General features: G+C 60.8%; 21 protein-coding genes. 6 read left to right on the forward strand and 15 right to left on the reverse strand.

Annotation, left to right across the window (positions count from 1 at the left end):
* Window positions 1-6 precede the first annotated feature (6 nt).
* The 5 genes from QMX88_RS12500 to QMX88_RS12520 form a co-directional block, all read right to left on the reverse strand.
* Entirely contained in the window at window positions 7-393 is a 387-nt protein-coding gene (locus tag QMX88_RS12500; RefSeq protein ID WP_192173252.1) for a hypothetical protein, read from the reverse strand.
* The gene (locus QMX88_RS12505; protein WP_282369678.1) at window positions 381-1,331 is read right to left on the reverse strand and encodes a hypothetical protein; all 951 of its coding nucleotides are present in this window, start codon (window positions 1,329-1,331) and stop codon (window positions 381-383) included. The genes QMX88_RS12500 and QMX88_RS12505 overlap by 13 nt, the downstream gene beginning before the upstream one ends.
* Window positions 1,332-1,484: 153 nt before the next feature.
* A complete protein-coding gene (gene yjiA, locus QMX88_RS12510; RefSeq protein WP_282369681.1) occupies window positions 1,485-2,456 on the reverse strand; it encodes a GTPase in 972 nt (323 codons plus the stop codon).
* Window positions 2,457-2,587: 131 nt separating this feature from the next.
* Window positions 2,588-2,785, reverse strand: a complete 198-nt coding sequence (locus tag QMX88_RS12515) for a YbdD/YjiX family protein (protein ID WP_065987541.1) — start codon at window positions 2,783-2,785, stop codon at window positions 2,588-2,590.
* Window positions 2,786-2,811: 26 nt separating this feature from the next.
* A complete protein-coding gene (locus tag QMX88_RS12520; RefSeq protein WP_192173254.1) occupies window positions 2,812-4,881 on the reverse strand; it encodes a carbon starvation CstA family protein in 2,070 nt (689 codons plus the stop codon).
* Window positions 4,882-5,034: 153 nt separating this feature from the next.
* Between QMX88_RS12520 and QMX88_RS12525 the strand changes: the two genes are divergently transcribed.
* Window positions 5,035-5,403: a PilZ domain-containing protein gene (locus QMX88_RS12525; protein WP_282369687.1), complete on the forward strand. Its 369-nt coding sequence runs from the start codon at window positions 5,035-5,037 to the stop codon at window positions 5,401-5,403.
* A gap of 12 nt (window positions 5,404-5,415) precedes the next feature.
* Here QMX88_RS12525 and radA read toward each other — a convergent pair whose 3' ends face one another.
* A complete protein-coding gene (gene radA, locus QMX88_RS12530; RefSeq protein ID WP_074888638.1) occupies window positions 5,416-6,783 on the reverse strand; it encodes a DNA repair protein RadA in 1,368 nt (455 codons plus the stop codon).
* A 199-nt stretch (window positions 6,784-6,982) separates the two neighbouring features.
* Here radA and mscL point away from each other — a divergent pair, with 199 nt between their 5' ends.
* A complete protein-coding gene (mscL, locus tag QMX88_RS12535; RefSeq protein ID WP_192173257.1) occupies window positions 6,983-7,432 on the forward strand; it encodes a large-conductance mechanosensitive channel protein MscL in 450 nt (149 codons plus the stop codon).
* 139 nt (window positions 7,433-7,571) lie between these two features.
* Here mscL and QMX88_RS12540 read toward each other — a convergent pair whose 3' ends face one another.
* Complete coding sequence (locus QMX88_RS12540; protein WP_192173258.1) at window positions 7,572-8,348, reverse strand: ferredoxin--NADP reductase; 777 nt, start codon at window positions 8,346-8,348, stop codon at window positions 7,572-7,574.
* Between the two features lie 319 nt (window positions 8,349-8,667).
* On the opposite strand from QMX88_RS12540, the gene QMX88_RS12545 reads away from it, so the two are divergent.
* Both QMX88_RS12545 and QMX88_RS12550 read left to right on the forward strand, forming a co-directional pair.
* Window positions 8,668-8,916 carry a helix-turn-helix transcriptional regulator gene (locus tag QMX88_RS12545; RefSeq protein WP_192173259.1) on the forward strand — a complete coding sequence of 83 codons (249 nt, stop codon included), beginning with the start codon at window positions 8,668-8,670 and terminating at the stop codon, window positions 8,914-8,916.
* Between the two features lie 147 nt (window positions 8,917-9,063).
* A complete protein-coding gene (locus QMX88_RS12550) occupies window positions 9,064-10,188 on the forward strand; it encodes a methyltransferase (RefSeq protein WP_282369696.1) in 1,125 nt (374 codons plus the stop codon).
* A gap of 103 nt (window positions 10,189-10,291) precedes the next feature.
* Here the strand turns inward: QMX88_RS12550 and QMX88_RS12555 are convergent, their stop codons facing one another.
* The 8 genes from QMX88_RS12555 to QMX88_RS12590 form a co-directional block, all read right to left on the reverse strand.
* The gene (locus QMX88_RS12555) at window positions 10,292-10,492 is read right to left on the reverse strand and encodes a DUF2474 domain-containing protein (RefSeq protein ID WP_282369698.1); all 201 of its coding nucleotides are present in this window, start codon (window positions 10,490-10,492) and stop codon (window positions 10,292-10,294) included.
* Window positions 10,493-10,549: 57 nt separating this feature from the next.
* Entirely contained in the window at window positions 10,550-11,557 is a 1,008-nt protein-coding gene (gene cydB, locus QMX88_RS12560) for a cytochrome d ubiquinol oxidase subunit II (protein WP_282369700.1), read from the reverse strand.
* 3 nt (window positions 11,558-11,560) lie between these two features.
* Complete coding sequence (locus tag QMX88_RS12565; protein ID WP_282369702.1) at window positions 11,561-13,000, reverse strand: cytochrome ubiquinol oxidase subunit I; 1,440 nt, start codon at window positions 12,998-13,000, stop codon at window positions 11,561-11,563.
* A 335-nt stretch (window positions 13,001-13,335) separates the two neighbouring features.
* The gene (locus QMX88_RS12570; RefSeq protein ID WP_282369704.1) at window positions 13,336-14,271 is read right to left on the reverse strand and encodes an alpha/beta hydrolase; all 936 of its coding nucleotides are present in this window, start codon (window positions 14,269-14,271) and stop codon (window positions 13,336-13,338) included.
* A 39-nt stretch (window positions 14,272-14,310) separates the two neighbouring features.
* Window positions 14,311-15,252, reverse strand: a complete 942-nt coding sequence (gene choX / locus QMX88_RS12575; RefSeq protein ID WP_282369706.1) for a choline ABC transporter substrate-binding protein — start codon at window positions 15,250-15,252, stop codon at window positions 14,311-14,313.
* A 242-nt stretch (window positions 15,253-15,494) separates the two neighbouring features.
* A complete protein-coding gene (locus QMX88_RS12580; RefSeq protein ID WP_282369708.1) occupies window positions 15,495-17,711 on the reverse strand; it encodes a xanthine dehydrogenase family protein molybdopterin-binding subunit in 2,217 nt (738 codons plus the stop codon).
* Entirely contained in the window at window positions 17,711-18,697 is a 987-nt protein-coding gene (locus tag QMX88_RS12585; protein ID WP_282369711.1) for an FAD binding domain-containing protein, read from the reverse strand. The genes QMX88_RS12580 and QMX88_RS12585 overlap by 1 nt, the downstream gene beginning before the upstream one ends.
* Window positions 18,694-19,218 carry a (2Fe-2S)-binding protein gene (locus tag QMX88_RS12590; protein WP_192173267.1) on the reverse strand — a complete coding sequence of 175 codons (525 nt, stop codon included), beginning with the start codon at window positions 19,216-19,218 and terminating at the stop codon, window positions 18,694-18,696. The genes QMX88_RS12585 and QMX88_RS12590 overlap by 4 nt, the downstream gene beginning before the upstream one ends.
* A gap of 307 nt (window positions 19,219-19,525) precedes the next feature.
* Here QMX88_RS12590 and QMX88_RS12595 point away from each other — a divergent pair, with 307 nt between their 5' ends.
* Together QMX88_RS12595 and trmA are read left to right on the forward strand one after the other, a co-directional pair.
* Entirely contained in the window at window positions 19,526-20,818 is a 1,293-nt protein-coding gene (locus QMX88_RS12595) for an NCS2 family permease (protein ID WP_282369716.1), read from the forward strand.
* Window positions 20,815-21,900: a tRNA (uridine(54)-C5)-methyltransferase TrmA gene (trmA, locus tag QMX88_RS12600; protein WP_282369718.1), complete on the forward strand. Its 1,086-nt coding sequence runs from the start codon at window positions 20,815-20,817 to the stop codon at window positions 21,898-21,900. The genes QMX88_RS12595 and trmA overlap by 4 nt, the downstream gene beginning before the upstream one ends.
* The last annotated feature ends 175 nt before the right edge of the window (window positions 21,901-22,075 follow it).

Genomic DNA, 22,075 nt, shown 5'->3' on the forward strand with positions numbered 1-22,075 from the left:
AACTGGCTACACGCTTCCCTGCTTTAGACGCAGGTAGAGCACGGTCATTGCAGAAAGAAGAACTATCGCGGAATAAAAGAAAAATTTGATCCAGAACCGAAAGTGGCCAGGAAGCTTCTGAAGCTTGTACGGTGGAATGACTTCCTGCTTTTTAAATGCACCCGGCATGATCAAGATCATCGTAATGAACGACTCGCGCATTCTTCGGCCCAGCCAAGTATCACCGTAATAGTCTGCATGTAAGCCGATCATCTCGATGTCGGAAAGATAATCTTCAATGCGCTCCATGTATTTCAAGAAAAAGATATGAGACGAGACCAAGTGGATGAAGATCAAAACGAATTCTATCAGCGTCAACCAAATAGCCGCGTCGTATGAAATCAGGGTGTCCATTCGTAGAGCTTCTCCCCAAGAAGTTCGCCACCTGCTTCGCCCATTGTGCCGCTTGCATAGGCTAAAGCCCCGCCGGCAATAATTCCGCAACCTAAAGCAGCTAGCCCCAAGGTAGGCGCACCAAACACAGCCAGACACACCACCGGCCCGGCTACTGCCCCCACTTCCCCCCCGGCAAGTCCGAGTAGCACGCCCCCCACTAACTTTGAGCCTTCAACATAATGAGCCCGTCGACATACTTCCTCCCGCCCGGTCGAGCAAGCTTCCTTAATCTCAAGCGCGGTTGATGCGATATTCAACCCAATCCCAACCGCCGTCCCATGCTTCAGCAACTTCGCCACCTTGGCGATCTTCGCAATTCGCGCGGCGTAGCCCTGTATCTCCCCGGTGCGCAGATAACTTTTGGTCGATAGCCCCAGCATCTTTTTCAGTGGGCCTTTTTTAGTCAACCCGGTCCCCCAGCGGGCGATACCTTCCAGCTGAACATCCAGCCTGGCAAACAGCACGCGCCGCTGGTTGATGAACTCCTGCCGGGCGATGGCCGTGCCGCGTGCCAGCGACAGCTTGTACAGCCGCTCGATTTCTTCGAGGGTTTTCTGCACGCCGTTAAGGTGTTTACTCCGACTGCCTGTGGCGGCGCCGACGCCCAGCGATCCGTAACTGAGCATGTTCTGCATCAGGTCGTAGTTCTTGATCAGTTCGCTGCCCGAGCCTTTAACCTGTCGATGGACGTTCCACGCCAGGTTCATCAGCTCGGTTTCTTCTGCCGTGAGGCTGCCCATCGAACCGTCGCTGACAATCACCAGCTGGCCCGGCATAACCACCACATTGCGAATGTGCGCATTCAGCACATCAAACTTTGCGCTGCCGCCGACCCGAGCTTTGAGCGTGAAGTAGGTTTGTGTGCGGTCATTGATGAACACGTAGGGCTTGGACATGAGGCTGCCCGTCCTTGCTTGACTTCAGATCCAGCAAGGATAGGGACGGGATGTAGGGTTTAGAAGCGTAGGGAGGGGGGTTGAAAGTACGATTCGGAACGGTCCTACGCAGGCGGGATAGCTCCTCTTACGGACCATTCCCGCACGCGATATCTAATCTGCAGCAACGCCTGCAAACCCCGCCCGGATCTTCTCTTCCGGCAGTTCATCGGCAATGAACACGATCACGCTTTCGCGCTTTTCGCCATCCGCCCACTCCACATCGAAATCAAATCCGTACAGCTTCAGCACCCCCTGAAACACCAGCTTGCGGTCTTCGCCAGCGATGTTCAGCACGCCTTTGTAGCGCAGCAGTTGTTTGCCGTGCTCTTCCAGCAGCTCGTTCATGAAGGTGCTGAGCCTGTCGATATCCAGCGGCTGGTCACTGCGCAGAACCAGGCTGCTGATCCGGTCGATGGAGCGGCCTGCCGGAGCCGCCGGGCGTAGGGTCATCCCGCCGATGTCAGCGTTCAGGTTGAAGCCGCGCACATCCAGCAACTCGGCCAGATCAATCTTGCCGTGCTCGACCACACGGATCGGCGCGCGTCGGTTGATGCGGGTCAGTCGCTCGCTTAGCGCGGTGAAGGTCGCCTCATCCACCAAATCGGTCTTGCTCACCAGCAGACGATCCGCAAAGCCAATCTGCGCCTGGGCGATGGTCTGCTCCAGGTGCGTGTCGGCGTGGGCCGCGTCAACCAGCGTGATGATGCCGTCGAGGATGTAGCGCTCGCACAGCTCCTCGTCGATGAAGAAGGTCTGCGCCACCGGTGCGGGGTCTGCCAGGCCGGTGCATTCGATGACCAGCCGATCGAAGGCGATCTCGCCACTGTCGAGGCGTTCCAGCAGCAGATACAGCGCTTTGGTGAGGTCGGTGTGAATGGTGCAGCAGACGCAGCCGTTGGACAGGGTCATCACCTGCACGGGCTCATCGCCCAGCAGCTGGGTGTCGACGCCGGCGTCACTGAATTCGTTCTCGATCACGGCGATCTTCAGGCCGTGCTCTTCTTTGAGCAAATGGCGCAGCAGAGTGGTTTTGCCGGCGCCGAGAAAGCCGCTGAGGATCGTGACGGGGATAGGTGTGAACAAAAAAAGACCTCGATTCACTGAAAAAAAACAGGAGTGAAGTTGCTGGCGATTCGAAATGTCAGTCAGTACAGCGGCGACTGAATCAGCGCATCGCGGGCAAGCTCACTCCTACATGACCCAGGGTCACATCATTAGCAACACTTGGGCCCGCCCTTCCCGCCGTAACGTGCGTCCTGGCGTTCCCGAAAGAACGCTTCGTAGGACATCACCGGCTTGTCCGGGTGAGTCTTCTGCATATGCTCAACGTAGTTGTCGTAATCCGGCATGCCCACCATGAGGCGAGCGGCCTGACCGAGATACTTACCCAGGCGACTCAGATCGTTGAACATAGGCAGCTCCTCGCGTTACAGCGCACTCAGTGGGTTTCCGGGAAAGCCTGGAACGGCGATTCCTTGTCGGTACGCTCTTTCTTGACCCACGCCGCCCGACCGACCTTCAACGCATAGAACAGAATGCTCAGGACCACGAACAGGAACAATGTGGTCAGGGTGGCGTTGGTGTACGCGTTGAATATCACGTGCTGCATCTGATCCATGGTCTTGGCCGGAGCCAGCACCTGACCGGCGTCTGCCGCCGCGCTGTATTTCTTCGCCAGCGCCAGGAAGCCTACCGCAGGGCTCGGGTCGAACAGCTTGATGAAGCCTGCGGTCACGGTGCAGATCAGCAGCCATGAAGCCGGCAGGATGGTGACCCAGACGTACTGCTGACGCTTCATTTTGATCAGCACGACCGTCGCCAGCATCAGCGCGATACCCGCGAGCATCTGGTTGGAGATACCGAACAGTGGCCACAACGTGTTGATCCCGCCCAGCGGATCGATCACGCCCTGATACAGCAGATACCCCCACAGCGCGACGCAACCACCGGTACCGATGGCGTTGGCGGTCCAGGACTCGGTGCGTTTCAGCGCAGGCACGAAACTGCCCAGCAGGTCCTGCAGCATGAAGCGGCCGGCACGGGTACCGGCATCGACTGCCGTCAGGATGAACAGCGCTTCAAACAGAATCGCGAAGTGGTACCAGAACGCCATAGTGTTCTGACCCGGAAAGGCCTGGTGCAGGATCTGCGCGATACCCACCGCCAGAGTCGGTGCACCACCGGCACGGGCCAGCACGGTGTTTTCGCCGATGTCCTTCGCCACAGCGGTCAATTGATCCGGTGTGATGAGGAAACCCCAACTGCTGACCATCTGCGCGACCGAAGCGACATCGGAGCCGACGATGGCCGCCGGGCTGTTCATCGCGAAGTACACGCCTGGCTCGATGACCGAGGCCGCGACCATGGCCATGATCGCCACGAACGATTCCATGAGCATGCCGCCGTAACCGATGTAACGGGCGTTGACTTCGTTATCCAGCAGCTTCGGCGTGGTGCCCGAAGAAATCAGGGCGTGGAAACCGGAGACGGCGCCACAGGCAATGGTGATGAACAGGAACGGGAACAGGGTGCCTTTCCAGACCGGACCGGTGCCGTCGGTGAACTGCGTCAGCGCAGGCATTTTCAGCTCAGGCGCAAGAATCAGGATGCCGATCGCCAGCGCGATGATGGTGCCGATTTTGAGGAACGTGGACAGGTAGTCGCGAGGCGCCAACACCAGCCAGACCGGCAGCATGGCTGCGACAAAACCGTAACCGACCAGCATCCAGGTGATCTGCACGCCAGTGAAGGTGAACATCGGCGCCCACTCAGGGCTCGCTGCCACAAGGCCACCGACCCAGATCGACAGCAGCAACAGCACGACGCCCACCACCGAGATCTCGCCGATGCGGCCCGGGCGGATGAAGCGCATGTAGATGCCCATGAACATCGCGATCGGAATCGTCGCCATGACCGTGAACATGCCCCATGGGCTCTCGGCCAGTGCCTTGACGACGATCAGCGCCAGCACCGCGAGGATGATGATCATGATCAGGAAACAGCCGAACAACGCGATGGTGCCAGGGATGCGGCCCATTTCTTCGCGCACCATGTCGCCCAGGGAGCGACCGTTACGGCGCGTGGACAGGAACAGGATCATGAAGTCCTGAACCGCACCCGCCAGCACGACGCCGGCGATCAGCCAGAGCGTGCCGGGCAGATAGCCCATCTGCGCGGCGAGCACCGGACCGACCAGCGGACCGGCCCCGGCAATGGCAGCAAAGTGGTGACCGAAGAGAATGTGTTTATTGGTGGGAACGTAGTCGAGCCCGTCGTTCTTGAGCACCGCGGGGGTGGCCCGAGTCGGGTCGAGTTGCATGACCTTGGTTGCGATGAACAGGCTGTAATAGCGATAAGCGACCAGATAAATGGCCACTGCGGCGACCACAATCCAGAGTGCATTGATCGCCTCCCCGCGACGCAATGCAACCACTCCCAGAGCCCAGGCCCCAAGGATCGCAACAATCAGCCAGGGCACGTGGCGCAGCAGACCATTATTGTTTTTCATTTTTTTTGTTTCCAACTGAGTGGACTTATTGTTGTTCAGCAAGCGGAGTTTAGCGCCGCCGGAGCGAAAGGCTACCCCCACGATGGTCTAGCGCGATATTTGTCCTATAGTCAACGCAGCGGGCGCTTCAGGCGCTGAAGGAGTAGTAGCGTAATGACCGAGAACCACAAAGATCGTCGTCGCTTCAAACGTGTTGCATTCGACGCGAAAACGAAACTCACACAAGGCGGCAAAACCTGGACGGTTCAGCTGATCGACCTGTCGCTCAAGGGGCTGCTGATCGAAAAGCCGTCACCCTGGGAGGGTGATCCCGATGAACGCTTCATGGTCGACATTGAGTTGCAGGACGGTATTGATGTCGTGATGGAAGTGCAGCTGACCCACGATGATCACAATCACCTGGGGTTTGTCTGCAAGCACATCGAGCTCGATTCAGTGACGCACCTGCGTCGACTGATCGAACTCAATATTGCCGATCACGATGAACTGGAGCGTGAGCTGGGCGCACTCATACATCTATAGAACGCGCTGTCCTTACTCGAACAACGCGTCCAGTGCTTGATCCAGGCGAGTCACGCCAATCACCGTCAGGCCCGGCGGCGACTCTTTCGGGGCGTTGCCCTTGGGCACGATGGCGCGTTTGAAGCCGTGCTTGGCCGCTTCCTTGAGACGCTCCTGCCCACTGGGCACGGGCCGAACTTCGCCGGACAAGCCCACTTCGCCAAACACCAGCAAGTCGCCCGGCAGCGCACGGTTGCGCAGGCTGGACATGACGGCGGCCATCAAGGCCAGGTCGGAAGCGGTTTCCAGCACTTTCACCCCGCCCACGACGTTGAGAAACACATCCTGGTCATGGGTGGGGATGCCGCCGTGGCGGTGCAGTACCGCCAGCAGCATGGCCAGCCGGTTTTGATCCAGCCCCAAGGTCACGCGACGCGGGTTGGAAAGGTGGCTGTCATCGACCAGCGCCTGCACTTCGACCAACATCGGGCGGGTGCCTTCCCACGTGGCCATGACCACACTGCCCGCGACTTCTTCCTGCGCTCGTGTGAGAAAGATCGCCGAGGGGTTCGAGACTTCTTTCAGGCCTTTGTCGGTCATGCCGAAGACCCCCAATTCGTTGACGGCGCCGAAGCGATTTTTGACCGCACGCAGCAAACGCAGGCGGCCATCGGACTCGCCTTCGAAATACAGCACGGTGTCGACCATGTGCTCCAGCACCCGAGGCCCGGCAAGCGCGCCTTCCTTGGTGACGTGGCCGACCAGAAAGATCGCGGTGCCGCTCTGCTTGGCGTAGCGCACCAGCAATGCGGCACTCTCGCGAACCTGGGATACGCCGCCGGGCGCTGATTGCAGCTGTTCGGTGAAGATGGTCTGAATCGAATCGATCACCATGACCTTCGGCTGCTCGATGCGCGCCGTGGCAATGATGGTTTCGATGCAGGTCTCGGTCATGACCCGCAGTTTGTCCTGGGGCAAGCCAAGCCGACGGGCGCGCATCGCGACCTGCTGCTGCGACTCTTCGCCAGTGACGTACAGCGCCGGCATGCGCTCGGCGATGGCGCAGAGGGTCTGCAACAGAATGGTCGATTTGCCGATGCCGGGGTCGCCGCCAATCAACACCACAGAGCCATCCACCAGGCCGCCGCCAAGAACGCGGTCCAGCTCAGTGGAGTTGGTGGAAAAACGCGGGATTTCTTCAACACTGACTTCCGCCAGGGTTTTAATCTGCGCCTGCTGGCCGGTCCAGCCGGAACGACCGCTGGGCGCAGCCGCCGTACTGTTGTCGATCACGGTTTCAACGAGGGTATTCCAGGCACCGCATTCGCTGCACTGGCCGGCCCATTTGGGAAACGTCGAACCGCACTCGGTGCAGCCGTACATGCGTTTGGCCTTGGCCATGACACCCCCGATGTAAAAAGAGGGCAATCATACCCGATGCCTCAAACCGCCGGTTGCAGCGCCATCGGGCACGCACGCTTTTGGAGGATTAAATAAAACTTACCGGGACGGACCCGGTCGATTGCATGGATTAAGCGAGATGCAGGTAGCTGACTTACACTGCATTTACCACTCTCATCTGTAACAAAGGAATACACCCATGAGCGTACTAAGCGAGTTCAAAGCCTTTGCCGTAAAAGGAAACGTCGTCGACATGGCCGTCGGTATCATCATCGGCGCGGCATTCGGCAAGATCGTTTCGTCGTTCGTCGGCGATGTAATCATGCCGCCCCTCGGGTTGCTGATCGGCGGCGTGGACTTCAGTGATCTGGCCATCATGCTGCGGCCTGCTGAAGGGACTGCACCTGCGGTGGTGCTGGCCTACGGCAAGTTCATTCAGACCGTGATCGACTTCATCATCGTCGCATTCGCCATCTTCATGGGCGTCAAGGCGATCAACCGCCTGAAACGCGAAGAGGCCAAAGCACCGACCTTGCCGCCAACCCCGTCCAAGGAAGAGCTGCTGCTGGGCGAAATACGCGACCTGCTGAAAGAGCAAAACAGCAAGCCGGCTGCGCCACTGCCAGTGACGCCTGACCGGTTCGTTTGAGGCCGGTCATAACATGTGGGAGTGAGCTTGCTCACGAAGGGGCCGGGGCATTCAGCCACTTTCTCTAGTGAATGAAAGTGAGCCTTCGCGAGCAAGCTCGCTCCCACAAAGGTTTTTCAGCAGCTACCGCAGCACACACCTACCAGTAATTCTCCACCGCAATCTGTCCCGGCTTGCGCGTCAACGCCAGGCGCATGTCACGGGTTTTCAGTACCGCGCGGGTGTCCTCGATCATCTGCGGATTGCCGCAGATCATCACCCGTGAGTGCTCGGGTGTCAGCGCGACGCCGGCCGCCTTCTCCAACTCACCGTTTTCGATCAGCGTGGTAATCCGTCCGTTGAGCGCACCGGGATGCGGCTCCCGCGTCACCGTTGCGATGAATCTGAACTTGTGCGCGTACTCGGCCAGGTATTCGCGCTGGGTCAGCTCGGCGATGAGCTGCTGGTAGGCCAGTTCACGGGACTCGCGGACGCTGTACACCAGAATGATGCGCTCGAATTTTTCCCAGACCTCGAAGTCCTGCAGGATCGACAGGAACGGCGCAACGCCGGTCCCTGTGGATAACATCCAGAGGTCGCGACCATCGGTGAAGCGATCAAGGGTCAGGTAACCCACCGCCTGTTTTTCCACCATCAGCGTGTCGCCCTGACGAAGCCGGCTCAGCTCGCTGGTGAATTCGCCGTTGGGCACCACGATGGAGAAGAACTCGAGGAATTCATCGAAGGGCGAAGACACCACCGAGTACGCCCGCCACACCGTGGTGCCGTCGGCTTTGGTCACGCCCAAACGTGCGAACTGTCCTGCCGTGAAGCGGAAACCGGGATCGCGGGTGGTGCGAAAGGTAAAGAGACTGGGAGTCAGCGGCGTAACGTCCAGCAGCGTTTGCCGGGTGAATTTCTCTGCACTGGCAGTCATGGGGCGCTCCTGGCTCCTGTCTCACAAAAAGGGTGATCAGTGTCCCGCAAACCCGCCGTGATAAACACCACCGGTTTGTAGTGATATCCGCAACGACTGATGCGATTTTTAGAGCATTTCGCTATCGGCGTTATCGCCAGGTGATTCATGCAGACGCACACAATCGCCCTAACCTCATGATTCCCTTAGCTTTTACAAATCATGTCTGCAGCTAATCGGGGCGGTACTTCGACGCGACCACGAACCGCGCTCCATCCCGGGCCGTAATTGTTTCCTAGACTTCGATCAGGACGATCAAGACTGAGCATGGAGGCACACGATGGGTATTAGGAAGCTGGGGGAAGACTGCACGGCGAACGCGCAGACGCTCGCCTACAAGGGCCTGACGATCAGGGAGGTAGAGGTATTGAAGTGGTCCGCGACTGGCAAGACGGCGGCAGAAGTCGCGTTGATCCTGGATGTCACAGCGCGCACCGTTAACTTCCACGTTGGCAAAGCCATCCAGAAGATCGGCGCCTGCAACAAGATGTCGGCAGTGGTCCAGGCAACGAAAGATGGGGTGATCTAGGCGCAAGGTGAGGCAGGGGAGAAAAGCCCGGTGCGCGCGGGCAAAAACACGTAAAATCGCCGGCTTTGCGAACCTGGACACGCCGGCGCAGGTGTAACTGCCGCCGATACGCCGGTCGCGCCATCAACGACTGGAACTGCTCCGCCCATGCCGCTGCTTACCACCCCGTTTGCCCAGCTCGACCTGATCCGCCAGCCGGAGCAGTCGGATGAGCCCTTGCAGGCCTTCGATGCTGCCGACGAGTACCTGCTCAACCATGTCGCTGAACAGGGCGTGACGCTGCAAACGCGGGTGCTGGTGCTCAACGACAGTTTCGGCGCGCTCGCAGCGAGCCTTGCGCCCCATGCCACGGTGGTCAGCGGCACGGATTCGTACCTCAGCGCTCAGGCCCTGGAAAAGAACCTGGTGCGCAATGGCCTGACCTACGACGCGGTGCCTGTGATCCCGGCGAGCGCGCCGTTGACCGGTCCCTTCGACTGGGTGCTGATTCGCGTACCCAAGACCCTCGCCTTGCTGGAAGAGCAGCTGATTCGTTTGCAGGGCCAACTGGCCCCGAACGCCAGAGTCGTCGCTGCCGGCATGATCAAGCACCTGCCACGCTCCGCGGGGGAGCTGATGGAAGAGTACATCGGCCCGGTGCAGGCATCGCTCGCGGTAAAAAAGGCGCGGCTGCTGTTTTGCACGCCTGAAGCCAAAACCGTGCAACCCTCGCCCTACCCCACCCGTTACACGCTGGACGAGCCGAAGATCGAGTTGATCAACCACGCCAACGTGTTCTGCCGCGACAGTCTGGACATCGGCACCCGCGCCTTCCTGCCGTACTTGCCCAAGGGCCTGGGCTCAGCGCGGGTCGCCGATCTGGGTTGCGGCAATGGCGTGCTCGCCATCGCCAGCGCGCTGGAAAACCCCGACGCTCATTACACGCTGGTGGACGAGTCATTCATGGCGGTGCAGTCGGCGCAGGAGAACTGGGCGTTGGCCTTCGGCAAGCGCCCGGCGGTGATTCACGCAGGTGACGGGCTGGCGGCGCAGGAACCCGATTCGCTGGACGTCATCCTGTGCAATCCGCCCTTCCATCAGCAGCAAGTGGTCGGCGATTTCCTCGCCTGGCGGATGTTCCAGCAGGCGCGCTCGGCACTGGTCACCGGCGGCGCGCTGTACATCGTCGGCAACCGGCACCTGGGCTATCACAGCAAACTGGCTCGGTTGTTCAGGGGCGTGGAGCAAGTGGCGGCGACGCCGAAATTCGTGATTCTCAAAGCGCGTAAGTAGAATCCTCTTCGCGAGCAAACTCGCTCCCAAAGTGTTGCAGCAACGCCAACATGACCGCACAAAAAAACCCGCCGAAGCGGGTTTTTTATTGAGCGAGCATCACTCAGTGGGACTTCATGCCTGCCGCTGTCATGAACATGCGCAGCAGCATGGCGACCACGAAGAGGGCCAGCACGCTGCCGGTCCAGATGACCACTAGCCAGCCGATGCGCTGCCACAGTGGCTTGCCCTGCGCTGGATCAACCTCGCGGCTGTGCTCATCCTGATTCCGGGCTTCGTGCTGAACAGATTCTTTAACCGACATCGCTAAACCCTCTTCTCCCGCAGTGGGGCCCCGAGGAGAAACCGGGGCCATTGCCTGCTAGTGATAGCCGTGTTCGTGGGTGACTTTGCCGCGGAATACGTAGTAGCTCCAGAACGTGTAACCCAGGATCAGCGGAATGATGAACAGTGTACCGACCAGCATGAACCCCTGACTCTGTGGCGGCGATGCCGCTGCCCAGATCGACACAGTCGGCGGAATGATGTTCGGCCACAGGCTGATACCCAGCCCGCTGTAGCCGAGGAAGATCAACACCAGCGTCAGGAGGAACGGTGCGTAGTTGGCATTACGCGCCACCGCTTTGAACAGGCCGTACATCGTCAGCATGACCAGCGCCGGCACCGGCATGAACCACAACAGGTTTGGCAGGCTGAACCAGCGATCGGCGATGGCTTGGTGGGCCAGCGGCGTCCACAGGCTGACGATGGCCATGACCACCAGCGTGGCCAGGGCCAAAGGGCGTGCCAGATCGTGCATCGCTTTCTGCAACGGCCCCTCGGTTTTCATGATCAGCCAGGTGCAGCCGAGCAAGGCATAGGCCACGATCAGCGCCAGACCACAGAAGATCGAGAACGGCGTCAGCCAGTCCAGCCCGCCTCCGGCATAGGCACGGTCGACCACGGGAATGCCGTCGATGTACGCGCCCAGTGCCACGCCCTGGAAGAACGTCGCCACCAGCGAACCGCCGATGAACGCCTTGTCCCACAGGTGCCGCTTGACGTCGGTGGCCTTGAAGCGGAACTCGAATGCAACGCCGCGGAAGATCAGCCCGAACAGCATGAAGATCAGCGGCAGATACAGCGCCTCAAGCACGACCGAGTAGGCCAGCGGGAAGGCGCCGAACAAGCCGGCCCCGCCCAGCACCAGCCAGGTCTCGTTGCCGTCCCAGACCGGCGCGACGGTGTTCATCATCACGTCGCGGTCGGTCTTGTCCTTCATAAACGGGAACAGTATCCCGATGCCCAGATCGAAGCCGTCCATGATGACGTACATCATGACGCCGAAGATGATGATCACGGCCCAGATCAGTGGAAGATCGATACCCATGGCTCAGTTCCCCTCAGTCAGGCTGTCTTTGCGGTGGTCCGTGCTGCTTTCATCAGCAGCAGAGAGAGGACGCGCTGGGGTGCGTTTCTGCCCAGGTCCGCCATGTGCCGGAGTATCCCCTTCGTGGGTTTTGGGCCCTTTGCGTACCAGACGCATCATGTAGCCGAAGCCTGTGCCGAACAGCAGGAAATACACCACGACGAACAACACCAGCGTGATGCTCAGCTGCTCAACGCTGTGGCGGGACGCCGCATTGGCAGTACGCATCAGCCCATAGACCACCCACGGCTGACGCCCGATTTCGGTGGTGAACCAGCCCGCCAGCATGGCGAGCAGACCGGCCGGCCCCATGCACATGACCAGACGCAAGAACCAGCGATTGGTGTACAGCCCGCCGCGCCAGCGCAGCCAGGCGCTCCACAGACCGACCGCGATCATCAGCATGCCCAGCGCCACCATGACGCGGAACGACCAGAACACGATCAGCGAATTCGGACGGTCCTCCGGCGGGAAGGACTTCAGCGCCGGAATCTGCTTGTCCAGGCTGTGGGTCAGGATCAGGCTGCCCAGGTACGGAATCTCGACGGCGTACTTGGTGCGCTCCTCCTTCATGTCCGGGATGCCGAAGAGGATCAGCGGGGTCGGCTCGCCGCCGACGTTTTCCCAGTGACCTTCGATGGCGGCGATCTTGGCCGGCTGGTGCTCCAGGGTGTTCAAGCCGTGAGCGTCGCCCACCATTGCCTGAATCGGCGCAACGATCAACGCCATCCACATGGCCATGGACAGCATTCTGCGAATCGCCGGGTTGTCGCGGCCACGCAGCAGATGCCAGGCCGCCGAGGCGCCGACGAAGAACGCCGTTGCGACAAAGGCAGCGATTGCCATGTGCGTCAGTCGATACGGGAACGACGGGTTGAAGATCACCGCGAACCAGTCCACCGGAATCACCCGGCCATCGACGATCTCGAAGCCCTGGGGGGTTTGCATCCAGCTGTTGGAAGCCAGAATCCAGAAGGTCGAAATCAGTGTGCCGACGGCCACCATCGAAGTGGCGAAGAAGTGCAGGCCGCGACCGACGCGGTTCCAGCCGAACAGCATGACGCCGAGAAAACCCGCTTCGAGGAAGAATGCGGTGAGCACTTCATAGGTCAGCAGCGGCCCGGTGACCGCGCCGGCGAAATCGGAGAAGCGGCTCCAGTTGGTACCGAACTCATACGCCATGACCAGACCCGAAACCACACCCATGCCGAAGTTGACGGCAAAGATCTTCGACCAGAAGTGATAAAGGTCGCGGTAGGTGTTGTCATGGGTTTTCAGCCACAAGCCTTCAAGCACCGCAAGGAAGCTCGCCAGACCAATGGTGATGGCAGGGAAAAGAATGTGAAATGAAACGGTGAACGCAAACTGGATTCGGGCGAGATCGAGCGCCTCTAAGCCGAACATAGGTCTTCCTCTATCAGGTGGAACTGGCTTCAGACTCAGGGCCTTCAGCGACTGCCCCCGGTGTATTGAGTACGAGGTGTGGCGTTTGTTCTCTTGGATTCGTGCTCAGGTCGGCGACCGGGGGATGCGTCAGGCGGCCAGTTCGATCAATACAGTTCAGAGCATTGATCCAGGTCAGCTGACAGTGAAAGAGTAGTCCCATTTCGGCACTTGCTCTGCGTGGTCTTTTGTCGCGTGGCGAGTTGACTCACCCGCCAGGGCGGTGCAGTTGGCGGGAAGCAGAACAGGGTGCGTGGAGTTGCAGCGCAGCACTGAAAAAGCCCGAGTAGAAGGTCCTACAACGGATCGCGAATAAAGCCCATCAGCGCAGAAATCAGTCGCTGATAAAGCGCGTCGACTTCCGGCACTTGGCCTTTGGCCCTGAGGCTACCGTGAAGCAGCCCGAGACCGGGATCGAACTCGGTGCGCACGCCCGCTTCACGCAGCGCGCGCTCGTAGGCAACACCGTCGTCACGCAACGGGTCGAACTGCGCGACGGCAATAAACGCAGGCGCCAGGTCATGGAAATCAGCTGCGTGGAGCGGACGGGCGTAGGCCGATTGTTCGTCCGGCGCCATGTACATCTGCCGGTAGAACCCCAGCTCATCGGTGGAAAGAAGCGGTGCGTCGGCGCATTCACGGCGCGAGGGCAGATCGGTGTCGCCCCCGAGCTCGGGGTAAATCAGCGCCTGCCCCACTGGCTGACGCTCACCGGAATCGCGCAGCGCCAGACACACCGCAGCGGCGAGATTGCCACCGGCGCTGTCCCCGGCAATGGCGATGCGACGCGGGTCGATGTCCAGCCGCTGCGCCTGAATCTGCAAGGCGTGCCAGACCGCCAGACAGTCGCCGAATCCTGCGGGAAACGGGTGTTCGGGCGCCAGCCGGTAATCCACGGCGACGACCACGGCGTTGAGGTCGGCCGCCAGGGCTGCGGTCAGAAAGTCATGGGAATCCAGATCGCCGACCACCCAGCCGCCGCCGTGGATATACATCACGCACGGCGCCGGGTGTTCGAGGGACAGCCGCCGAGGTCGGTAACTGCGCACCGCCACGCCGCCGAGGGCAAAATCCCTGACATCGAGATTTGCCGGACGGGCGGGTGTGAACGCTTCGCTCATCCGCGCATACGCACGGCGCTGCTCGTTGATGTCCTCCGACGCGCTGCTGAAGCTCAGCGTTTTGGTCACGAACGCCGACATCTCGGGTGACAACGGGTAAGACGTGGGCATTGGCTGCTCCAGCCCGAGCCCTTGGCCAGGCCTGTTGATTTACTTGTTCACCGCCACTTGCACGGCGGCCGCAGCATCCTTGCCATCGAAGGTGGTCACGCCATCCAGCCAGCGTTTCATGTCTTCAGGATGATCCTTGAGCCACTGGCGGGCAACGTCGTTCGGCGCCTTGCGGTCCATGATCGGCACCATCATCTGGCTTTCCTGAGCGGCGGTGAACTTCAGGTCGCTCATCAGCTTGCTGACGTTCGGGCAACGAGCCGCGTAATCGGGCGCCGTGACCACTGAAACGGTCGCCGCACCTTCGCCCGGGCCGAACACGTCTTCGCTGCCGGTGAGGTAGGCGATCTTCATATTGATGTTCATCGGGTGCGGGGTCCAGCCGACGAATACCACCCATTCGTTACGCTTGATCGCGCGCTGCACCGCCGCGAGCATGCCCGCTTCGCCGGACTCGACCAACTGGAAGCCGCCGAGGCCGAACTGGTTCTTCTCGATCATGCCCTTGATGTTGGCGTTGGCACCGGTGCCGGGCTCGATGCCGTAGATCTTGCCGCCGAGCTTGTCCTTGAATCTGGCGATATCGCCGAAGGTTTTCAGCCCGCCTGACGCCACGTAATCCGGCACCGCCAGCGTGGCCTGGGCATCGCTCATGCTGGGCACGTCGAGCACCTTGACCTGATTGGCCGCCACAAAGGGCGCGATGTTCTTGTCCATCGCCGGTTTCCAGTAACCCATGAAGACGTCGAGTCGATCGTCACGCAGACCACCGAAGACGATTTGCTGGGCGGCGCTGGTCTGTTTCACGTCGTACCCCATGTTCTGCAGCAGCACTTCGGCGACAGCGCTGGTGGCGACGACGTCCGTCCAGTTGACCACACCCATGCGCACGTTCTGGCATTTGGCGGGTTCCGCCGCCAGCAGGACGGTGCTGCTCAGCATCAACACAGCGCAACTGAAATGACGAATAAATGACTTCATGGGTGCTCCTCGGCTCGGCTCGTTATTTTATTCAGCTCTTTTCGGCAGTTTTTCAAGGCTTGAAGACCCGCGGCAATTCGATGGCTGCCGCGTCGATGCAAGGTACGCAGCAGGCCTGAGCATCAAGCGCACCAGCGCGACCTGTGCTTGCACTGGGGCGACATTGAATGAAGGGGGTTCAGCAGCAGATGACCGTTCCCACGCAGCGCGTGGAACGGTCAGGCTACAAGGTCCGGCGTGGGTTAAAGCACTTTATCCAGCGTAATCGGGAATTCCCGAACACGCTTGCCCGTGGCGTGGAAGATGGCATTGGCGATGGCAGAAGCCACGCCGACGATGCCGATCTCGCCTACACCCTTGGAGCCCAGATCATTGACTATGTCGTCGTTCTCTTCCACGAACAACACGTCGATCTCACCGATGTCGGCGTTCACCGGGATGTGGTACTCGGCCAGGCTATGGTTCATGAAGCGCCCGAGGGTATGGTCGGTCTGGCTCTCTTCCTGCAACGCCTGACCAATGCCCCAGACCACGCCGCCGAGGATCTGGCTGCGCGCGGTTTTCGGGTTGACCACGCGGCCCGCCGCGACTGCGTCCACCACACGATTAACGCGAATGGTGCCCAGGTCTTCGTCCACCAACACTTCGACGAACACCGCCGAGTGAGTCGCCGTCGAATAGCCTTCGCGCTTGTCGTCAGGCTTGGCGTCGATTTGCACTTCCAGCGTCTCGTGGGACGACTCGCGGACGATGTCGGCATAGGCAAAACGCTGATCGTCGATGAGCAGATAACCGTCGCCGTAACCGACGTCGGCCATGTCCACCACCGCGTATTGCGGATGCGCCATTCGCACGGCGTCGAGCAACTTGGCGCGCAAAGCACGGCAGGCCTGCTGCACGGCAGTACCCACGGACGACACGGTGAACGAGCCACCCTGCAACGGCGACGTCGGCAGCGAAGAATCACCCAGCACGAAGGTAACGTCGTCCGGATTCACACCGGCGGCTTCGGCGGCGATCTGAGTCATGACCGTGTACGTGCCGGTGCCGATGTCAGTGGTGGCACTGCTGACGGTGATCTTGCCGCTGCTGTCGATACTGGCTTTGGCGCTGGCCGGCATTTGCATGGCTTCCCACACACCGCCGGCCATGCCCCAACCTACCAGCTGACGGCCCTGACGCATGCTGCGCGGCTCGGGGTTACGCTTGTTCCAGCCGAAGCGCTCGGCGCCCTGCTCGTAACAGGCCAGCAGTTCCTTGCTTGAATACGGCTTGCCTTCGTTGCCGTTGCTGTCGGCAAAGTTGACGATCCGCAGCTGCACCGGGTCGATGCCGGCCGCAATGGCCAGCTCGTCCATGGCGCATTCCAGCGCGACCATGCCGGAAGCGGCGCCCGGTGCGCGCATGTCCAGCGGCGTGTAAACGTCCAGCGGCGCCAGCTTGTAGCTCAACTGCACGTTGTCGCACTGATAGAGCATGCCGCTCCATTCAACGACGTGCTCGGCGAAGTCTTCGAAACGCGAGGTCTGGCCGATCGCGTCGTGAGCAATCGCTGTCAGCTTGCCGTCTTTGGAAGCACCCAGGCGCATGTGCTGCAGGGTCTGGGGGCGGTAGCCGAAGGTGAACATCTGCTGGCGGGTCAGCGTCAGGCGTACCGAACGCTGGAGTTTCAGCGCTGCCATCACGGCCAGTGGCAGTTGGTATTGCGGGCGCAGGCCGGAACCGAACGCGCCACCGACGAAGGCGGCGAGGACGCGAATCTTTTCTTTCTCCAGGCCGAACACGCTGTGCAGGTAGTCCTGGCAGTTCTGCGTGCCCTGGGTTTTATCGTGAATCTCCAGGCTGCCGTCGGCCTTGTAAAACACCGTCGACGCGTGGGGTTCCATCGGATTGTGGTGTTCGTTAGGCGTGCTGTAGTGGGTGTCGACCGTCACCGCCGCCTGGGCGAATGCGCGCGAAAAATCCCCGCGCGGCTTTGGCGTTTCGGCAGGTGCCGTGTGGGCGTCACTCTGGCCGACGCCGAGGTCGGTCTGGTGCGACTCGGTTTCGTATTCGATACGCACAAGGGAGCCGGCATGCCGCGCCAGCTCAAGGGTGTCTGCCACCACCAACGCCAGCGGCTGGCCGCTGTAGAGCACGCGATCGTTATAGAACGGGCGGAACGGCGAACCTTCGGCCGCATCGGCGTCCTGATAAGGCTCGTCATAGCTGGCGATGTGCGGGCGATTGGTGTGATCAATGACCGCCACCACGCCGGGCACCGCCAGCGCTTGGGTCGCATCGATGCGCACGACGCGGCCCGAGGCGATGGTGCTGGACACGACGCTAGCATGCAGCAAGCCATGCTCCGGGTACTCACCGGCGTAGCGGGCCTGGCCGGTGACTTTCAGGCGTCCGTCGACGCGGTCCATCGGTTGGCCCAGCGCGGAGCTTCCCGGGATTGGTGTGTTGGCGTTCATTAAACAGTCCCTCCCAAGGTGGCGTCGCTCAAGGCGCGAACGATCGCGCGGCGGGCCAGCTTGATCTTGAAAGCGTTGTGCGCCAGCGGCTGAGCGTCGCGCAGCATCGCGTCGGCAGCAGCAACGAAGTTTTCCCGCGAGACCGGCTGACCCTTGAGCGACTGCTCAACGGCCGTGTCGCGCCAAGGCTTGTGTGCCACGCCACCCAAGGCGATGCGCACATCACGAATGACGTCGCCATCGAGTTCGACGGCAGCGGCCACCGAGATCAGGGCAAAGGCGTAAGACGCGCGGTCACGGATCTTCAAATAGTGGCTGTGCTGCTGGAAACGCGGCGCAGGCAGTTCGACAGCCGTAATCAGTTCATCGTCGGCCAGCTGGTTGTCGCGCTGGGGCGCATCCCCCGGCAAGCGGTGGAAGTCGGCAAACTCGATGACCCGCGCACCGGCACGCCCTTGAACGTGCACGCGGGCTTCGAGCGCAGCCAAGGCCACGCACATGTCCGACGGGTGCGTCGCGACGCAGGCATCACTGGCACCAAGGATCGCGTGGATGCGGTTCAGACCTTCTTTAGCCGGGCAACCCGTGCCAGGCTCGCGCTTGTTGCACGGCACGGTTGAGTCGTAGAAGTAGTAGCAGCGGGTACGCTGCAACAGGTTGCCGCCGGTGCTCGCCATGTTACGCAATTGCGGCGAGGCGCCCGCCAGAATGGCTTGAGACAACAATGGGTAGTCACGTTCGATCCGCGGGTGCCACGCCAGATCAGCGTTGCTCACCAGCGCGCCGATCATCAGGCCGCCGCTGTCGGTTGCGCGAACGTCTTTGAGCGGCAGCCCAGTGATGTCGATCAAGTGCTCGGGACGGGCGATGTTTTCTTTCATCAAATCCAGCAGGTTCGTACCGCCAGCGATGAAACGGCTGGCAGGGCCTGCAAGATTGACCGCCTGTGCGATGTCGGACGGTTTGCTGTAGCTGAAGGGATTCATTGGCCGCGCCCTCCCTGATCCGGTGCGGCATTCATTGATGGCAAGACTTCAACCACTGCCGCACGGATGTTGCTGTAGGCGCCGCAACGGCACAGGTTGCCGCTCATCAGTTCTTTCACTTCGTCATCGGTGCTGGCGCGGCCTTCGTTGGCCAGGCCCACTGCCGAGCAGATCTGCCCGGGCGTGCAGTAGCCGCACTGAAAGGCGTCGTGCTTGATGAACGCTTGTTGCATCGGGTGCAGGGTGTCGCCGTTGGCCAGCCCTTCGATCGTGGTCAGCTCGGCGCCATCACACATGATCGCCAGGGTCAGGCACGCATTGATGCGTTTGCCGTCACGCAGCACGGTGCATGCACCGCATTGGCCGTGGTCACAGCCCTTTTTGGTGCCTACCAGATCGAGCTGCTCGCGCAGCATGTCCAGCAGCGTGGTCCAGGGCTGTACGTCCACTTGTCGGGTCTGGCCGTTCAACGTCAGGGCGATGGAATGCCCTGCGAACGCCTGTTCATTGGTTGCACTCATGGGAAGCCTCACGGTAGGTACTCGATCAGCGCAGTGATCTGCGTCTTAAGGGGTACGACTTGTGTGGTTTCGGAAACGTTCAGGGTTTATGACGGGCGTTTTGACGCAGCGTAGCGCCGGCCTGGCGCAAGGCCGATCCGGACATTTGCAATCCGGCGACAAGCGCCAGGCCCCATCGCCCGGAGCTGCTGGTATGATGCGCGGCTTTTTGCAACTGGCAGAATTTGTGCAAGCCGTTTCGGTGAGCAGTGCTTTGCTGTTTCAGTCGACTACATAAATGACGCGGAGCGTCACCGGGGAGCCTTAAATGCTGGAGCGGTTGTTTCAACTCAGGGCACATAACACCAATGTGCGCACCGAAATTCTGGCCGGGGTCACGACCTTTCTGGCCATGGCCTACATCCTGTTCGTGAACCCGAGCATCCTTGGCGAGACCGGCATGGACAAGGGCGCGATCTTCGTCGCCACCTGTCTGGCCGCGGCCATTGGTTCGACCGTGATGGGCCTGATCGCCAACTACCCGATCGCCCTCGCGCCGGGCATGGGCCTGAACGCCTTCTTCACCTACACCGTCGTGCTGCACATGGGCCACACCTGGCAAGTGGCGCTGGGCGCGGTGTTCATTTCGGCAGTGATGTTTTTCCTGCTGTCGATCTTCCGCATCCGCGAATGGATCATCAACAGCATCCCGCTACCGTTGCGCTCGGCCATCGCCGCGGGTATCGGTCTGTTCCTGGCGCTGATTGCGCTGCACAACGCTGAAATCGTCGTGAGCAACCCGGCCACCATGGTCGGCCTGGGCGATCTGGCCAAACCGGCACCGATCCTTGCCGCCCTGGGCTTCGCGCTGATCGTGGCGCTGGAAGCTTTGAAAGTGCGGGGCGCCGTGCTGATAGGCATTCTGGCCGTGACCATCATCTCGATCGTAATGGGCTTCTCGCCGTTTGGCGGCGTGGTGTCGATGCCGCCTTCACTGGCGCCGACCTTCCTGCAGCTGGACATTCCCGGCGCACTGAACATCGGTCTGGTCAGCGTGATTTTCTCCTTCCTGTTCGTCGACCTGTTCGACAACTCCGGCACTCTGATCGGCGTCGCCAAGCGCGCGGGCCTGATGGGCAAGGACGGCCACATGCCGAAAATGGGCCGTGCGCTGATCGCCGACAGCACCGCCGCGATGGCGGGCTCTCTGCTGGGCACGTCGACCACCACCAGTTACATCGAATCCGCGGCGGGCGTCAGCGCCGGTGGCCGTACCGGTCTGACGGCCATCGTGGTGGCGGTGCTGTTTCTTTTGGCGCTGTTTTTCGCACCGCTGGCCGGCAGCGTTCCGGCATTCGCCACCGCCCCGGCCCTGCTGTTCGTGGCCGTGTTGATGACCTCCGGCCTTGCCGAAATCAACTGGGATGACATCACTGAAGCGGCACCGGTGGTGATCACCGCGCTGGCCATGCCGTTCACCTATTCGATCGCCAACGGCATCGCCTTTGGCTTCATTTCCTGGACCGTGATCAAGCTGTTGTCGGGCCGGGGCCGCGAGCTGAATTCGGCACTGGTCGTGCTGTCGATTCTGTTCGTGATCAAGCTGGGCTTTTATCCATGAGTTCTACGTTCGACCCTGCAAACTACACTGCTCAGCTCGATGAAAAGGCCGCGCGTCTGCGCGAGCTGCTGGCGCCTTTCGAGGCGCCGGAACCTCAGGTTTTCGACTCGCCGCGCGAGCACTACCGCCTGCGCGCCGAGTTCCGCCTGTGGCGCGACGATGGCAAGCGTCACTACGCCATGTTCGCGCCGGGCGACAAGCACACGCCGATTCTGATCAACGATTTCCCCATCGCCAGCCAGCAGATCAACACGCTGATGCCGGTGCTGCGGGAGCGTTGGGAAGCCAGCAAGACGCTCAATCACAAGCTGTTTCAGGTGGACTTTCTGACCACGCTGGCCGGCGACGGCATGATCACGCTGTGCTATCACCGCCCGCTGGATGAAGCCTGGCAAGTCGAGGCCGAGCAATTGGCGGCTGATCTGAAGGTCAGCGTGATCGGCCGTTCGAAGGGGCAGCGTCTGGTGATCGGTCGCGATTACGTGACCGAACAGCTGGAAGTCGCCGGCCGGCCCTTCAGTTATCGCCAGCCGGAGGGCGCGTTCACCCAGCCCAACGGCACGGTGAACCAGAAAATGCTGAGCTGGGCGTATGACGCGCTGGGCGACCGCGATGATGATTTGCTGGAGCTGTATTGCGGCAACGGCAACTTCACGCTGCCGTTGGCGACCCGCGTGCGCAAGGTGCTGGCGACCGAGATCAGCAAGACCTCGGTCAACGCGGCGCTGAGTAACCTGGCTGACAACGCGGTGGATAATGTGTCGCTGGTGCGCCTTTCGGCGGAAGAGCTGACCGAAGCGCTGAATGAGGTGCGCCCGTTCCGTCGTCTGGCCGGCGTCGATCTGAAGAGCTACGACTTCGGCAGCGTGTTCGTCGACCCACCTCGCGCCGGCATGGACCCGGACACCTGCGAGCTGACGCGACGTTTCGAACGCATTCTGTACATCTCGTGCAACCCGGAAACCCTGGCCGCAAACATCGCCCAACTGCACGACACCCACCGGGTCGAGCGCTGCGCGCTGTTTGATCAGTTCCCGTATACCCATCACATGGAGTCGGGGGTTTTGCTGGTTCGCCGGTAAACCTTAGGTACTTTAAGATATGCCCGGTCGTCCAGATCCCGCGATGTCGGGCATTTAATAAAGTCCCTGTGGGAGTGAGCTTGCTCACGAAGACGGCGTGCGGTCCGCTGAAGATTTGGCGGATGTACCGACCTATTCGCGAGCAAGCTCGCTCCCACAGTTCATTTGGCAGTGG

It is taken from the genome of Pseudomonas sp. PS02290, from assembly GCF_029960075.1.
Lineage (GTDB): Bacteria > Pseudomonadota > Gammaproteobacteria > Pseudomonadales > Pseudomonadaceae > Aquipseudomonas.